Annotated in this window: 12 protein-coding genes; 3 read left to right on the top strand and 9 right to left on the bottom strand. The window is 66.3% G+C overall.

From position 1 onward, the window contains the following. Positions 1-6: 6 nt before the first annotated feature. Complete coding sequence (locus tag E0T84_RS11905) at positions 7-540, top strand: Rv3235 family protein (protein ID WP_249383621.1); 534 nt, start codon at positions 7-9, stop codon at positions 538-540. On the opposite strand, the gene secA is transcribed toward E0T84_RS11905, so the two are convergent. The 8 genes from secA to E0T84_RS11865 all read right to left on the bottom strand — a co-directional run bounded on the left by secA (position 537) and on the right by E0T84_RS11865 (position 10,387). Continuing rightward, the gene (secA, locus tag E0T84_RS11900; RefSeq protein ID WP_138744544.1) at positions 537-3,389 is read right to left on the bottom strand and encodes a preprotein translocase subunit SecA; all 2,853 of its coding nucleotides are present in this window, start codon (positions 3,387-3,389) and stop codon (positions 537-539) included. The two genes, E0T84_RS11905 and secA, sit on opposite strands and share 4 nt — an antisense overlap. Before the next feature lie 172 nt (positions 3,390-3,561). Continuing rightward, positions 3,562-4,212: a ribosome hibernation-promoting factor, HPF/YfiA family gene (hpf, locus tag E0T84_RS11895; protein WP_165688732.1), complete on the bottom strand. Its 651-nt coding sequence runs from the start codon at positions 4,210-4,212 to the stop codon at positions 3,562-3,564. Between the two features lie 329 nt (positions 4,213-4,541). After that, the gene (locus E0T84_RS11890; RefSeq protein WP_138744543.1) at positions 4,542-5,171 is read right to left on the bottom strand and encodes a ComF family protein; all 630 of its coding nucleotides are present in this window, start codon (positions 5,169-5,171) and stop codon (positions 4,542-4,544) included. 131 nt (positions 5,172-5,302) lie between these two features. Further along, positions 5,303-7,063, bottom strand: coding sequence for an MtrAB system accessory lipoprotein LpqB (gene lpqB / locus E0T84_RS11885; RefSeq protein ID WP_138744542.1), 1,761 nt, complete (start codon positions 7,061-7,063; stop codon positions 5,303-5,305). After that, entirely contained in the window at positions 7,060-8,721 is a 1,662-nt protein-coding gene (mtrB, locus tag E0T84_RS11880) for an MtrAB system histidine kinase MtrB (protein ID WP_070187217.1), read from the bottom strand. The genes lpqB and mtrB overlap by 4 nt, the downstream gene beginning before the upstream one ends. Further along, complete coding sequence (gene mtrA / locus E0T84_RS11875; protein WP_070187218.1) at positions 8,718-9,404, bottom strand: two-component system response regulator MtrA; 687 nt, start codon at positions 9,402-9,404, stop codon at positions 8,718-8,720. Before mtrA ends, mtrB begins: the two co-directional genes overlap by 4 nt. 52 nt (positions 9,405-9,456) lie before the next feature. Beyond that, positions 9,457-10,089: a dTMP kinase gene (locus E0T84_RS11870; RefSeq protein ID WP_138744541.1), complete on the bottom strand. Its 633-nt coding sequence runs from the start codon at positions 10,087-10,089 to the stop codon at positions 9,457-9,459. A gap of 34 nt (positions 10,090-10,123) precedes the next feature. Beyond that, on the bottom strand, positions 10,124-10,387 hold the full coding sequence (locus E0T84_RS11865) for a hypothetical protein (RefSeq protein WP_212757706.1): 264 nt from the start codon (positions 10,385-10,387) through the stop codon (positions 10,124-10,126). 62 nt (positions 10,388-10,449) lie between these two features. On the opposite strand from E0T84_RS11865, the gene E0T84_RS11860 reads away from it, so the two are divergent. After that, positions 10,450-12,300 (top strand): fatty acyl-AMP ligase, encoded by a 1,851-nt coding sequence (locus E0T84_RS11860; RefSeq protein ID WP_138744540.1) that lies wholly within the window; start codon positions 10,450-10,452, stop codon positions 12,298-12,300. Positions 12,301-12,902: 602 nt separating this feature from the next. Then, the gene (gjpA, locus tag E0T84_RS11855) at positions 12,903-14,657 is read left to right on the top strand and encodes an outer membrane porin GjpA (protein WP_138744539.1); all 1,755 of its coding nucleotides are present in this window, start codon (positions 12,903-12,905) and stop codon (positions 14,655-14,657) included. A gap of 64 nt (positions 14,658-14,721) precedes the next feature. On the opposite strand, the gene E0T84_RS11850 is transcribed toward gjpA, so the two are convergent. After that, positions 14,722-16,029, bottom strand: a complete 1,308-nt coding sequence (locus E0T84_RS11850) for a lipase family protein (protein ID WP_138744538.1) — start codon at positions 16,027-16,029, stop codon at positions 14,722-14,724. Between the last annotated feature and the right edge of the window lie 102 nt (positions 16,030-16,131).

The following is a 16,131-nucleotide window of genomic DNA, read 5'->3' as shown; positions in this document are numbered from 1 at the left end:
CTGCCCGTGCCCATCTCGAAGCTCGCCGAACAATCCGCCCGTACACGTTCTGTCCGCCCGCCGATGATCGCTCCGGTGATCGACTTCGAGCCGCCCGCGCTGCCGCTGGTGGCGTCGGGACCGATGTCGGTGCCGGCACCAGCGGGTTCGACGTGCCCGGCTCCCACCGTGCTGCGCGGGCACACCGCGCGCCGGTTGCGGCTGGTCTCCCCTGAGCCGGATCGGCAATTGCCGCCCGGCGCCGCGCAATTCGCTGACATGGCACTGCGTCGAGTCCTTGAGGTCGTCGACCGGCGCAGGCCTCCGGCCCAGTTGAGGTCGTTCATGAGCCAGCTGCTGCTCGACGCGGTCATCGCGGCCGCCAAACCGCGCCACCCCACGGCGGCGAGTCTGCGCCGGGTGGGGCTGCGTCCGGCAGCCTCATCCGAGGCCGCCGAGCTGTTCGCCACCTACACGCGTGGCGCACGGGTGCGCGCCATCGCCGGGCGGATCGAATTACGCAGTGGCCGTTGGCAACTCACTGCGCTGCAGTTGGGCTAACCCTTGCGGTGCGACTTGGACGGCCGGCCGGTCTTGGCCTGCTTGCGGGCAGCTTCGCGGCGCTCACGCCGGGTGCCGCCCGACGGTGCGGAGTGCCGCCCCCCGCCGGAGCGCTGCACCTCCGCCGTACCGTCCTCCGCCGGACCGGTGTAGGTCAGCGGAGGAGCCTCGTTGTCGATCCCCTTCGCGCGCAACGCCGGCGCGGGACGCTCCTTGGTGGCCACCGCACCCGACTCCGAGTCAGCCGCTGTGGTTTCGCCGGCCTTTGCCGCGGCAGCCGCCGCGAACTCGGCCAGCCCGCTGGGTGCGGCCACCGGCGCGACTTTGGCGCTTGGGGCAGCCGGCGCGGCCTCGACCTGGACGTTGAACAGGAAGCCCACCGACTCCTCTTTCAAGCCGTCGAGCATGGCGACGAACATGTCGTAGCCCTCGCGCTGGTACTCCACCAGTGGGTCGCGCTGGGCCATCGCACGCAGGCCGATGCCCTCCTTGAGGTAGTCCATCTCGTAGAGGTGTTCGCGCCACTTACGGTCGATCACGTTGAGCAGCACGTTGCGCTCCAGCTGCCGCATCGCGCCCTCGCCGGCCAGCTCCTCGAGCTGCTTCTCACGCTCGGCGTAGGCGCGGTCGGCATCTTTGATCAACGCGTCGAGCAGCTCGTCGCGGGTCAGCTCACCGGGCTCACCGACCGCGTTGGAGTCGATCAGGTCATGGTGGTCGATGCCGACCGGGTACAGCGTCTTGAGTGCCTCCCACAGTTTGGCCAGATCCCAGTCCTCGGCGTAGCCCTCGGCCGTCGCGCCGTCGACGTATGCGGTGATGACGTCGACGAGCATGTCGTGGGCCTGCTCCTGGAGGTTCTCACCCTCCAGGAGCATCCGCCGTTCCTTGTAGATGACCTTGCGCTGCTGGTTCATCACCTCGTCGTACTTGAGGACGTTCTTGCGGACCTCGAAGTTCTGCTGCTCGACCTGAGTCTGGGCGCTCTTGATGGCGCGAGTCACCATCTTGGCCTCGATCGGCACGTCGTCGGGCAGGTTGAGCCGGGTGAGCAGCGATTCGAGGGTGGCACCGTTGAAACGTCGCATCAGCTCGTCGCCCAGCGAGAGGTAGAACCGGGACTCACCGGGGTCGCCCTGGCGACCCGAGCGGCCGCGCAGCTGGTTGTCGATACGACGCGACTCGTGGCGTTCGGTGCCCAGCACGTACAGCCCGCCCGCCTCGACGACTTTCTCGGCCTCCTTGCCGGCCTCTTCCTTGATGGTCGTGAGGGTCTCGTCCCAGGCGGCCTCGTACTCCTCGGGCGTCTCCACCGGGTCCAAGCCCTTTTCCCGCAGCCGCTTGTCGGCCAGGAAGTCGGCGTTGCCGCCGAGCACGATGTCGGTACCGCGGCCGGCCATGTTGGTGGCGACGGTGATGGCGCCGAGCCGGCCGGCCTCGGCGATGATGTTCGCCTCCTGCTCGTGGTACTTCGCGTTGAGCACGTTGTGCGGGATCTTGCGCTTGGTGAACTGCCGGGACAGGTACTCGGAGCGCTCCACGCTGGTGGTACCGATCAGGACCGGCTGGCCCTTCTCGTACCGCTCGGACACATCGTCGACGACCGCGATGTACTTGGCTTCCTCGGTCTTGTAGATCAGGTCGGACTGATCGGCGCGGACCATCGGCTTGTTGGTCGGGATCGTCACCACGCCCAGCTTGTAGATCTCGTGCAGCTCGGCGGCCTCGGTCTCGGCCGTACCGGTCATGCCGGACAGCTTGTTGTAGAGGCGGAAGTAGTTCTGCAGCGTGATGGTGGCCAGCGTCTGGTTCTCGGCCTTGATCTCGACGTGTTCCTTGGCCTCGATCGCCTGGTGCATGCCCTCGTTGTAGCGGCGGCCCAGCAGCACACGGCCGGTGAACTCGTCGACGATGAGCACCTCACCGTCACGGACGATGTAGTCCTTGTCGCGCTGGAACAACTCCTTGGCCTTGATGGCGTTGTTGAGGTAACTGACCAGCGGCGAGTTGGCGGCTTCGTAGAGGTTCTCGATGCCCAGCTGGTCCTCGACGAACTCCACACCCAGCTCGTGCACACCGATGGTGCGCTTGCGGATGTCGACCTCGTAGTGGACGTCCTTCTCCATCAGCGGAGCGAGCCGGGCGAACTCGGTATACCAGTTCGACGCACCGTCGGCCGGGCCCGAGATGATCAGCGGGGTGCGGGCCTCGTCGATCAGGATCGAGTCGACCTCGTCCACGATGGCGAAGTTGTGGCCACGCTGGACCATGTCGTCGACCGAATGCGCCATGTTGTCGCGCAGGTAGTCGAAACCGAACTCGTTGTTGGTGCCATAGGTGATGTCGGCGGCGTAGGCGGCACGGCGTTCCTCGGGGGTGAGCCCGGACAGGATCACGCCCACCTCCAGGCCGAGGAACCGGTGGACGCGGCCCATCCACTCGCTGTCACGTTTGGCCAGGTAGTCGTTGACCGTGACGACGTGGACACCCTCGCCGCTGAGCGCGTTGAGGTAGGCGGGCAGCACCGCGGTCAGGGTCTTGCCCTCACCGGTCTTCATCTCGGCGACGTTGCCGAAGTGCAGGGCCGCGCCGCCCATGATCTGGACCTCGAAATGCTTTTGGGACAGCACCCGCCAGGCGGCTTCACGGGCGACGGCGAACGCCTCGGGCAGCAGGTCGTCGAGGTCCTCTCCGTCCGCGAGCCGCTTCTTGAACTCGTCGGTCTTGGCTCGCAGCTCGGCGTCGGTGAGCTTCTCCATGTCGTCGGACAAGGTGTCGACATAGTCGGCCACCTTCTTGAGGCGCTTGACCATGCGGCCTTCACCGAGACGGAGCAACTTCGACAGCACGCTATTTCCCCTGTGGGTTCGATGGATCCCATGGTCGGGATCGGTCGGGCTTGTTGGCCTCCATCGTAGGTGACCGGTAGAAGTCGCTGGTTCTGCCGGCGCGAAGAAACAAAACCGCACCCCGGAAAGCTCCGAGGTGCGGTTTTGATTGTCCGGCCCTGGCCGGGAAGCGTCAGGCCAGGCGGATCAACCCGTAGTCGTAGGCGTGACGGCGGTAGACCACCGACGGCCGGTCACTCTCCTTGTCGTGGAACAGGAAGAAATCGTGCCCCACCAGCTCCATCTCGTAGAGGGCGTCGTCGACGGTCATCGGTTTCGCCGGGTGTTCCTTGGTCCGCACGATCCGGCCCGGCTCGTGGTCCTCGAGACCATCTGCCAATCCGGCATCGGCCGTCGCCATCGGCTGCTGCTCGAACAGCGTCTCGTGCGCGGTCGCTTCGGCCAGCGAAACCGGGGTCTTGTCGCCGTAGTGGATCTTGCGGCGGTCCTTGCCCTTGCGCAATCTGCTCTCGAGTTTGCCCGCCGCCGACTCCAGGGCAGCGTAGAAACTGTCCGCGCACGCCTCACCACGGACCACCGGGCCACGGCCCCGGGCCGTGATCTCGACGTGCTGGCAGTTTTTGCGCTGACGACGGTTGCGTTCGTGGTCGAGTTCGACATCGAACAAGTAGATGGTGCGGTCGAACCGCTCCAGGCGCGACAACTTCTCCGAGACGTAGATACGGAAATGGTCTGGAACTTCGACGTTTCGACCCTTGACCACAACCTCTGCGTTCGGCTCCGGGGTGGTGTCGCCGACCTTCTCGTCGGGGTCGACCACCATGGTGGCACTTGTGTCCGGGGAATGGGTTGACATACTCGGCAACTCGTTTCTCTCAGTTGTCACACGCATCACGCGTGCCCTGCTTATCAACGAATCGGAATGTGCCGATGGGCCGGAAAGTTTGCTCCACCCAACGGCGCAAGGTGTCGGGTACTCACCTCCTACCGTTTGGCAGTGAAGTGGCGCTGCGTATCTTCGAGCGCCGCCGTGAGTGGTTCACGGGTCGTTGCTGCCGACGGTAGTCCGTGTTCACCCACTCGTGCCACCAATTTCAAATACGCGTTCTCAGTTCTTCACGCGGGTTTGATCACAGCGAAACGATCCGTACGTCAGGCGTGCGAAATCGCCAGTACAGCGGACACCCGCGCGCCGGCTCGAGTGAGCATCCGCACCGATTCGGCCGCCGTCGCCCCGGTGGTGACGATGTCGTCGACCAGTAGCACCTCACCGCAGACCGGCGTGATCAGACGCACCCGACCGGCGATGTTGCGCTGACGTGCGGCGCCCGACAGGCCCACCGAATCACGCACCCACGGGCGCAGTCGCAGCGCCGGCACCACATGCACACCGGGCAGACCGGAGACCGCCGCCCTCGCAATCCTGCCGACCGGGTCGCCGCCGCGGCGACGAGCTGCCGCCCGCCGTGTCGGCGCCGGCACGACAGTCACCGGCGTGCCGACGATGCCCCAGGTCAGCAGGTGTTGCAGGCCTTCGCTGAGGGCGGCCGCCAACGGCGCCACAAGGTCCGTGCGCCCCTTTTCTTTGACCGCGACGATCGCGCGCCTGCGGGTACCGGCGTGGCGTCCGAGCGCAAACACCGGGACTTCGGGGTCGGTGCGCGGGGTGAGCAGGTGCGGCTCGTCGTCATCCACCCCGAGGTGTGCGGCGCACGACGCACACCACCGGGTGGATGGCGCGCCGCAGCCACCACATTCCAGCGGCAGGATGAGATCGAGCATGCCGGCAGTCTGCGCTCCGCCTGTGACAACGCCAGGTGCAGTTTCGCCGCTTTCCACCTGCGGGTCGCGGATCCACGGGTGGCACAGCCATTCGGTGGAAAACGGCGCTTCGGGCGCGGGACGGATCCGGCTCAGCCGGGCAGCACCGGCAACGAGCCGGGGACCATCAGCGGGCGCACGTCGACCCAGCCGGGGTTGTCCTGGCTCGCCGACGCCGACAACTGCATCACACCGCGTTGGTCGGCCACATAGACCGTCGACGGATTGGCTGCCACGGTGCCCACCGGGACCACCAGATTGCGGCTCGGCCCATCCGAATTCACTCCGTCGAGATTCACATACGAGACGGGGTGGGCCGGATCGGTCCGGCTGACCACGATGTCGTCTCCGGTCCGCCAGGACAGCGACACCACGCTGTTGCCCAGACCGAAGCCGAGACGCCGCGGATAGGTGAGCAGGAATTGGCCTTCGGGAGTGCGCTCGATCCCCGCCAGGATCACCTGACCGCCGATCACCATGGCCGCACGGGTGCCGTCACGCGAGAGTTGCAACTCGGTGATCGGCCCCGGGTAACGGCTCGCCACCGCGCCGACGTCAACCGGAATACGCGCCGGCACGCCCGACGCGTCGCGGATGGCCCGCACCACGTTGGCGTTGTCGACCACCACCCACACGGCGTCGTCGAGCGACCAACTGGGCCGGGTCAAGGTACGACCCTCGATGGCCTTGGCGGTGGGTCCGCCCAGCGGCCCCATCCACAGCGAGGCGGCGGTGGCTTCGGGCGCGTCGGGCAACACCACGACCGAGGCCGCGTCCTGGCCATTGCGCGACACCGAGGCCGACATCTGGTTGGGCGCCGAGCCGAATGCTCCGGGCACCCCGGTGGTGTGCTGTCCGTCGACGGCCACCAGCGAGCCACCCACGAGCGCATGCAAACCGGCTGCCGCACCGGGCACGGCCCCCGGGTCGGTCGCGGCGACGTCGGAGGTTTCCCAGCCGTCGGCAAACCGGTCGTCCAGTGGGGCGCCATCGGCGTTGATCACGTAGGGACCGCTGATCCCGGCCCGCGACAGGGTCCAAATGATCTGCGCGGCAAGCAGTTGACGACTGTGCGGATCGGTGGTCGAGAGGTTGTCGAGGTCGATACGGGCGCCACCGTAGCCGCGGCCCACCCCGGTCTTGCCGCCGTCGGCGCGGGTGACCGGGCCACGCATCCGCAGCGGTTCGTCGAGCAGGTTGCGCACAGACCTGGCCATCTCCGGACGCGGCCCGGACACGAGCTTGGAGATCAGTTCGGTCGCGAGTTGGTCAGGATCGGAGACCGCGACATAGCGCGGATCGGGCACGACCGTGGTTCCGGTCGGGTCGACGAAATAGAGGGTATTTCGCTTGTAGGTCGACTGAAACTGTTGCCAGTCGAGGAATACGCCGTTGGGCAGCCGGTCGATACGCCAGCCGGCAGGGGTTTGGACGAGCTCGATCGGACCGGGATCGGGCAGCGCACCCTCCCCCGTCTCGAACACGCCCATGTCGGACAGCGATCCCAGGATGTCGGCCTGCATGTTCACCGAAACCCGGTCCGAGGTACGGGTTTCGGTGAACACCACGCGGTCGAGCAGCAGCGCGCTACCGGCGTCGTCCCAGGCACTGGAAGCCGACTCGGTAAGGAACTGCCGGGCCGCAAGATGCCGGTTGGCGGGATCGGCAGTGGCCTTGAGGAATTCGCGCAGCAGCACATCGGGATCCATCCCGGGCGCCGGCTTGGGCAAGTTCGGCGGCGCCGGTTTGTCGACCGTGCCGATGGCCTGCGGGGAGGACGAATTCGGGATTCCCGCACAGCCGGACACCAGCACTACCAGACCGACGATCACCACCGTCAGCAGGCGCTTCACACGCTCTCCTCCGCATGCTCGCGGTCTCGGTTGGGACGCTGCCGCTGTTTCTGCTGCGGTGCAACAGGTTTGAGTGGCAACGGGCTGGTGGTCACCTTGTGCCCACGCACCAGCGGCAGTGTCAGGCGGAAGCAGGCCCCCTTGCCCGGTTCGCCCCACGCCTCCAGCCGGCCCTGGTGCAGGCGTGCGTCCTCGATGCTGATGGCCAGACCCAGGCCGGTACCACCGGAACGACGGACCCGCGAGGGGTCCGACCGCCAGAACCGGCTGAACACCAGCTTCTCCTCGCCGGGGCGCAATCCGACGCCGTAGTCGCGCACGGTGACGGCCACGGTGTCCTCGTCGGCGCCCATCCGGATACGCACGGGTTTGCGTTCGGCGTGGTCGATGGCGTTGGCGATGAGGTTGCGCAGGATCCGCTCCACCCGGCGGGGATCCACCTCGGCGATCACCTCGTCGGCGGGCATGTCGACGTCGAGCTCCACCTCGGCGTCGGCAGCCAGGTGCCCGACGTTGTCCAGCGCGCTCTGCACCGTGGAGCGCAGGTCGACCGACTCCACCGAGAGCTCGGCCACACCGGCGTCGTGGCGGGAGATCTCGAGCAGGTCGGCCAGCAGGGTCTCGAAGCGGTCCAGTTCGTTGACCATCAGTTCGGTGGAGCGCCGCAATGCGGGGTCGAGATCCTCACTGTGGTCGTGGATCAGGTCAGCCGCCATACGCACCGTGGTCAACGGGGTGCGCAGTTCGTGACTGACGTCAGAAGTGAAGCGGCGCTGCAGGTTACCGAATTCTTCGAGCTGCTGGATCTGGCGCGACAAGCTCTCGGCCATGTCGTTGAACGACACCGCCAGCCGGGCCATGTCGTCCTCGCCACGCACCGGCATCCGCTCGGTGAGGTGACCTTCGGCGAACCGCTCGGCGATCCGCGAGGCCGACCGCACCGGTTGCACGATCTGGCGGGCCACCACGAGAGCGATCGCGGCCAGCAGGCCCAACAGCACGACGCCACCGGTTGCCATGGTGCCGCGAACCAACGAGATGGTGCTCTCTTCGTTGTTCAGCGGAAAGATCAGGTACAGCTCAAGATTCGGCACCGACGACGACGCCGGGCTACCGACGATCAGCGCCGGCCCGGAAAACGCATCGGTGGTCACCGTGGCGTACTGATAGCTGACCTGTCCGGCTTTGACGAAGTCGCGCAACGCTTTCGGCACCTGCTGTACCGGCCCGGCCGCCGCGGCTTCGCGCGGGCCGTCGCCGGGGACGATGAGGACCGCGTCGAACGCGCCGGCCACGTCGGCGCGCGCATCGGCCTTGCGATCGATCAACGTGTTGCGGGCCAGTTGCAGGCTGCTGTCGAGGGAGCGACTTTCCTCACCGCCGACGATGCCGCCGACCGTGACGCGGGCCCGCTCCACCTCCTCGGTGGCAGCCTTGACCTTGACCTCCAGGATCCGGTCGGTGATCTGACTGGTCAGCACGAAACCGAGGACCAGGATCACGGCGAGCGAAAGCCCCAATGTCAGAGTGACCACCCGCAGTTGCAGCGAACGTCGCCACACCAAGCTCAGCGCCCTACCGAGCGTCCCCAATCCGCGCAACAGTGGGCCGGAACCTCCCCAGCGCCCACGGATGCGCCGCCTGGAGCTGAAGATCACGGGGGTCCGGCCTTGTATCCCACTCCTCGAACGGTCAACACCACCTGCGGGTTCTCCGGGTCCTTCTCAACCTTGGCCCGCAACCGCTGGACATGCACGTTCACCAAACGGGTGTCAGCGGGGTGGCGATATCCCCACACCTGTTCGAGCAGCACATCACGAGTAAACACCTGGCGCGGTTTGCGTGCCAGCGCCACGAGCAGGTCGAACTCCAGCGGCGTCAGCGAAATCTGCTCACCCTGGCGGGTCACCTTGTGGGCCGGCACGTCGATCTCGACGTCGTTGATCGACAGCAGCTCGGCAGGCTCGTCCTCGTTGCGGCGCAGCCGTGCGCGCACGCGTGCGACCAGCTCCTTCGGCTTGAACGGCTTCATCACATAGTCGTCGGCGCCGGATTCCAGGCCCAGCACCACGTCGACGGTGTCGGTCTTGGCGGTCAGCATGACGATGGGCACGCCGGAATCGGCACGCAGCACACGGCACACGTCGATCCCGTTCATGCCGGGCAGCATCAGGTCCAACAGGACCAGATCGGGCCGCAGTTCACGTACCGCGGTGAGCGCCTGGCTGCCATCGCCGACGACTGCGGTGTCGAATCCTTCACCACGCAAGACGATGGTGAGCATCTCGGCCAGCGATGGGTCGTCATCGACGACAAGGATCCTTTGCCTCATGGTGTCCATGGTGTCACCAGATCGCGACAAAACCCGGGTACCACACGCGGGTTTCTCCGCTTTATCTGCTGCTTAGCCGACTTGCCAGGGCTGCGGGGTCCACTTCCGGACCCGCGACGGCCCATCGACCGCACCAGTCGGCGGATGCCAGCGCGGCGTAGACCTCGCCCGTGCGCTGCTGCAGGCCGCCGTCGCGCTCATAGGCGTCCCTGGCCCGATCCGCTTCGGTGTTGGCACGGTGCTCGGCCCGCTGGGCGGCAAGCTCGGTCGGTACGTCCAGCAGCACCTGCCAATCCGGCGGGGGAATTTTCAGCCGCCCGAACTCGAGCTCACGCACCCACTGGACCACCTCGCCCTCGGCGTGCTGATGTAGGCGAGCTGCGCTGTAGGCGGCGTTCGAAGCCACATAGCGGTCCAGGATGACGACGTCGTAGGCCGCCAGCAGATGCTCGATCTCCTCACGGGCCCCGGCCCGGTCCAAGGCGAACAAGGTGGCCATCGCATAGACCGAGTCGGCCAGGTCGCCATGGGCCCCGTGCAACGCCTCGGCGGCCAGATCGGCGGGCGCCGACCGGTGATAGCGCGGGAATGCCAAGCTGCCCACGGACAGGTGGGCGACCTCGAAAGCCGCCCGCAGGCCATCGGTCAACGTACGTTTGCCTGCGCCGTCCACACCCTCGATCGCTATGAGCACAGTGGCAGCGTAATCGGCGCGTAGCGCCCATCCTCTATTCGCCGCTCAGCCAGCCGTACACCCGTAGACACACGGTCCCGAACAACAGCAACGGACCCAAGACGCCGGTCAGCGGAGTCGCTGCCACCACCGCGGTGACCACCCCGGCAACGATCGCGAACCCCAGGAACAGGAGCCGCACCATCAAGAAGGTTCGTTCGCGGAGCACCGCGCGCAGGGTCGGACGCGGCACGCTGCGCACCAGCCAGACGATCACCCCCACCAGCCCGAGCGTCAGCAGGGCCCACAAGATAGCCATGCTTATTTTTGCGTCCGGTACGGTCTCCTGATCCCAGGAATCGCCGAAGGATGAGGTAGCGGATGTACCAGGACACGACGCTCGCCGCAGCTACCCTGCTCGACCTGCTGCAACAGAGGGCCGCGACGCATCAAGACAAGGTTGCGTTCAGCTTCTCCTATCACGGCGACGACGAGAACCGCACCCAGCTGAGCTATCGCGAACTGGATCGCCGGGCCCGGGCAATCGCGTCCACGCTGCAACGATCGGGCGCTGCCGGTGAGCGCGTCCTGGTCTTGTGCCGGCCCGGCCTGGACTCCATCGCCGGTTTCTTCGGCTGCATCTACGCAGGCGCAGTCGCGGTACCCGTGCACGAACGACTGGCGCCGCGGCTGTCCGCGGTGGTGCCCGACGCGCACGCCCGCTTCGCGGTGGCCACCGCCGAGTCCCAGGCGAAAGTCAAGGCCGCGATCGACGAGCTGGCCGAGGGCCGCGACCTGTGCTGGATCCGTGCCGACGAGGACGAGGGCGCCGCCCGGCGAGCTGACAGCTGGGTGGCGCCCGATCTCGACCCGGACGCAACCGCCATGGTGCAGTACACATCTGGCTCGACCACGACGCCGAAGGGCGTCGCACTGACGCACCGCAACCTGCTGCACAACATGGAATCGGTTCGCCAGGTGTGGCACGGCGACGACACCGCGATCAGCGTGTTCTGGCTGCCGTCGCATCACGACATGGGCCTGATCGGCGGGATCCTGTCGATGCTCTACGTCGGGTGCACCACCCATCTGATGTCACCGTCGTCCTTCGTCAAACGCCCGATGGGCTGGCTGGAGGCGATATCCCGGCATCGCGCGACCTTCACTGCCGCACCGAACTTCGCCTACGACCGATGTGTAGAAGAGAGCACCGCAGAACAGCGCGCGGCGCTCGACCTGTCGAGTCTGGCCATGGCGATGAACGGTGCCGAGCCGGTTCAGGCCGCCACGCTGGAGAAGTTCGCCGAGGCGTTCGCACCGGCGGGGTTCCGTCCGGAGGCGTTATGTCCGGTCTACGGGCTCGCCGAAGCAACCCTGCTGGTGTCCGGCGGGTCGGACGCCGCACGGCCGGTCGTCGCGCACGTCGACCGCACCGGCCTACAAGCGGACCGCGTCGTCCACGCCGAGCCCGGGCATCCGTCTGCCGTGGCACTGGTGGGGTGCGGTCGGCCCCAGGGCGGCCAAGAGGTGGTCATCGTGGATCCGCTGACCCACCTGCCTTGTGGCGCAGACGAAGTCGGTGAGATCTGGATCGCCGGCCCCAGCGTCGGATGGGGCTATTGGGCCCGGCCGGATGAGACTGCGCAGACGTTCGCAGCGGTTCTGCCCGACGCCTCCGGCGGCCCGTTCCTGCGCACCGGCGATCTGGGGTTCCTGCGTTGGGGCGAGTTGTTCATCACCGGACGCTGCAAAGATCTCGTCGTCATCCGCGGCGGCAACTACTACCCCAACGACATCGAGCGGACGGTGCAGGACTGCCATCCGACCCTGGTTTCCGGCCGCGGCGCGGTGTTCGCGATCACGCCCGGCCTTGGTGCGGTCGAACAGCTGGTGGTGGTGCAAGAGGTGGCCGGCGATCGCGATGACCTCACCGACCTGGCCCAGGTGGCCCAGACGATCCGCACCGCCGTGACCGAGCGCTATGGCGTCGAGCCGAACTCGGTTCTGCTGGTGCAGCATCTGTCCATTCCGACAACGTCGAGCGGCAAGATCCAGCGCAGTCAGTGCCGACAACAGTTGCTCGCCGGCGAGATCACACCCGTGGCGCACTCGCTGGCGCCCTCGGCTCTCGACGACCTGGCCAAGGCCCGCGAACTCGAGGCCGCGACGCATATCGCCGAGCTGATCAAGGCGGAGGCAGGCCGCCAGCAGCGCGCCGCGAGCCAGAACTAAGCCCGGAATCTCACCAGACTTGTTTGCCTGCCGTGGTCGCTCCGCCAGCCGACTGCCGGCGTGTGACACCCCGATCCTCAGGCGCCTGCACCGCCGGTGGCACGAGCCGCACCGCGCCACACGTCCCCCGATGAATGAGCGTGTGCCCACACCTGCCGAGCAGCAGGGCGTTGAGTCTGCCCGCTACCACTGACCCTCGCAGCCCCGAGTCCCAGCCGGTTGGGCCACGGGCCGACAGTGGGTCTGCACCGGCCTGGTCCGATTGAGCTGTGTTGTCTCACAGGACTTTTTAGCAGACACCACCAGCTTTCGTGGACGGCCCACCCGTGGTCCGTCGGCCTGAACCACCGCCGGCCCCGAATCGGTTCGTGCACCCGCGCGCCCCCGGTCCTCCACGGGCGCCTGCCACGAGATGAGAAAATGTCTAATTATTAGCCCAAATCGGGTCCAAGCCCGGCTGACAGCGACTTCTCCCGCAGTGCCACGTTGCTCGATCAGAGCGACCCTTATACCCCCTAGGTAGATTGCCCAGAATTTGCACAAGCAACTACTTGGTTGGGCTATGGTCTGTCCGATTATTTACAGACGCGAAAGGAGATGCCGTGCATCTCGTTGCTCAGCCCCACACCGCTGTGGGTGCAAAGCAAGAAGTAACCCGTCATTGGCTCACCGCAGCCGGTGTCGTTGTCGCCACCGCCGGGATGATTGCCGCCGCCCCGGGGATCTCCCCGGTCGCCGCCGGCGCGCAGCACGACGTTCACGCCGACGCCGTGCGCCTCACGGCGGGCTGGGATCCTTTCGCTCCCGTGCAGGCCGCGTTCGACACTGCCATCGCCAACGGCACGGTTCTCGGCGACAACTTCCTGTTGGCCCCGGGTGTTGGCCTTCAGCAGGCAATTGCCAACCAGATCGGTTATGCCAAGCAGCTGTTCGACGATCCGTCCACCTTCGAGGCGGTATCGCAACAGTTCGCCGCGAACGCGATGAAGGTGATCACGGGTCTCACCATGATCGGTGCGGATGAGGACACCAGGGACGCGGTGCTCAAGCACACCCTGGGCGGCATGCACGGCATGGGCCTCGACATGTTCCCCAGTTTCCTGGCCGAAGGTGTCGATGCCGAAACGTTCTCGGCGGTCATGGATGTTCTGGCCTCACCGCTGAGCGGTGTTCTGATCGGATTCGCCGGTCCGGCGGTCAGCCCGGCGGTGGCACTGCTCAACAGTGCCATGGCGATTTCGACTGCGCTGCAGGCCGGCGACTCGTCGGCCGCACTCTCCAGCCTGTTGGGAGTACCGGCCGGCATGGTCGACGCGTTCCTCAACGGAGCCAATCTCAACCTCGACGCATTGGCACCGATGATCAACGACGCAGGCCTGATCAAGGACAGTGTCACCATCGCCGGCCTCAACGTCGCGTTCGGCGGTCTGCTCACCCCAGGCTCGACCGATCGCAGCACGTACGAGTACACCGATGACGAGGGCAATGTCGTGGAGATCCCGTCGGTCGGCGGCTCGATCTTCAACAGCATCGGCATGGACGTCGAACTCGGCGGCCTCGGCATCTCGCTCGAGGGCGAGGCGGTCGGTCCGATCGGCGCGCTGCAGGGCCTGTCGCAGACGGTCGGCGTGCTACTCGGCAGCGGCTGGGATGACTGGGACGGCAAGGGGAATGCGCCTGCCCCCAAGCCCCCGCTGTTCGGACTTCATCCGCTTACGACAGGCGACGTCTTCAGCGATATGGCCGAAACCGCCGGTGTCACAAAGCTTCGTGAGGCGCTCAAGGCCGCCGCCGTGAACGACATCTTCAAGAAGCTGCAAGGCACAGACGCCGGTACCGAGACTGTCGCCGACAAGGCTGCCGACACCGACACTGCTGAGGCCACCACCGCGGGCACCACGCCGGCCGACGAGGTCGCCGCGGCTACCGAGCTGACCCACACCACCGCGAACAAGACGGTGGCGGTGACCGTCCCGGCTCCGGAGGCTGCAGCTGCGACCGAGAAGGTCACCACGACCCCGGCCGTCGATGCGGCCGAAAAGGCCAGTACGACAACGTCGCCGAAGCTCGACGTGCTGCCGAAGGCACCGACCACCCGACCCGACGCATCGTTCGGCACGGGCCAGCGCAAGGTCGCCCAGGGCATTCGGGACGCAGTCAAGAACGCCCGCGACGGACTCAGTGGATCCAACAACCGGACGAAGGGCCAACCCGCTTCCAGTTCAACGAGTTCGGGCTCAAGCACGTCCAGCTCCGCGACAAGCGGTTCCGGCAGCTCGGCCAAGGCCAAGACGGCGAAGCCGAAAGCGAAGGACAGCTCCACCAAGAACAAGAACAAGCACAAGAACAAGGACTGACCGAGCCAATGTCACGACGGTGGGCCCCTCTTTGGAGGGGCTCATCGCGTGTCGGCCTGATGTCCTAGAACTCTCCGCAGTTGGGCGTGGTCGGTAATCCGTTGAAGCGGTCGGCAATCCACTGCATGCCACGCTCCCCGTCGACGAGCATCGGCAGCGCGTGGTTGATCACCAGCTTGTTCAGGAATGGCGGCTCTTCGTTCGTCCAGAACTGGACATCGGCGCCCTTGTCGCACCAATCCCGCCCGAGTTGGTTGGCCGCGGTCCACGGCACCAACGGGTCATACCGGTTGCTGAGAATCATCACCGGTGCATTCGGTTTGTACTTCCCGATCTTCTGCATGTCGAACAGCGTGCTGAACGGCTCTTCGTTCACCGCTTGATAGATGTCGACGTTGAAGTAGGGCTGCAGGTGCCGGAACATGAACTTCGTGATCGTCTCGGCGATGCACTGATCCTGCACCTTGTGCAGCAGATCCGCCCCGCGCGGCGTGAGCTTCGAGCGGATCAGATCCTCGAATTCCGGATAGCTGGTGATGACGGAGTTGAGCGCATACCCGACCACGCCGACCAGTGCACTGCCGTCGGCGTAGGGGAACAGCTCCTTCAGGTCGGCAGGCGGGGCACCCGCATAGGTGCCCACGACGTGTAGATCCGGCGCGTACGAGGACGCCAGCTCCGCCGCCGACGCCGCCGCGCCACCTCCCTGCGAGTAGCCCCAAAAGGCGACCGGCCCATGGGGATCCAGTGAGGTGCCGGGAAGCTTCATCGCTGCCCGGCCGGCGTCGAGCATGGCATTGCCCTCGGCAACCCGGTTCACATACGTGTGCAGTCCGGGCGTGCCGAGGCCTTGGTAGTCGGTCATCACGATGGCGAACCCGCGCGCCACCATGGTCGCGACGAACATCGCCTCGTAGTTGAACGCGACGTCCAGCCACGGCGACCAGTGGATGCCCTGATTGAACTGCCGCGACGGTGCGCATTGGTCCCCCTGCCCCTGGGTGCCCGGGCCGTAGACGATCAACGGCCGCGGGCCCTTGCCCGGCCAGTCGTTGTGCGGCTCGAAATAGGTTCCGGTCACCGCCATCGGATTGCCGCGAGCATCGGTGCTGCGGTACATGATTCGCGTTCCGTCGGCGACGATGGCACCGAGTTCGCCGGACGGCTCCAGCACGAGCCGTGACGGCTCGGACTTGATCAGGTCCCCCGGCGAGCCGGGCAACGGGTCGGGCGGCGTGTAGAACGCTTGATACTCATCCTCATTGAAGATCGGGTCATGGTTGTCGATCGTCGGATCGTCGGCGCGCGCCGGCGCAATGCCGATACATCCGAGCAGCAACAAGACACACAGAATCCCCCAGACCCGACCCACGAGGCGGAACAATAACAGGCAGAACCTGACAGTTGTCAGATACCGCCATAATTGATCCCCGCTCGTTGCGGCGGGTCTGGCGAGCTGCAGTCGACAACAGCT

The sequence above is a fragment of the Mycobacterium sp. DBP42 genome (assembly GCF_005924235.1).
Classification (GTDB): Bacteria; Actinomycetota; Actinomycetes; order Mycobacteriales; family Mycobacteriaceae; genus Mycobacterium; species Mycobacterium syngnathidarum.
This window is presented reverse-complemented; position numbering and strand designations above follow the sequence as displayed.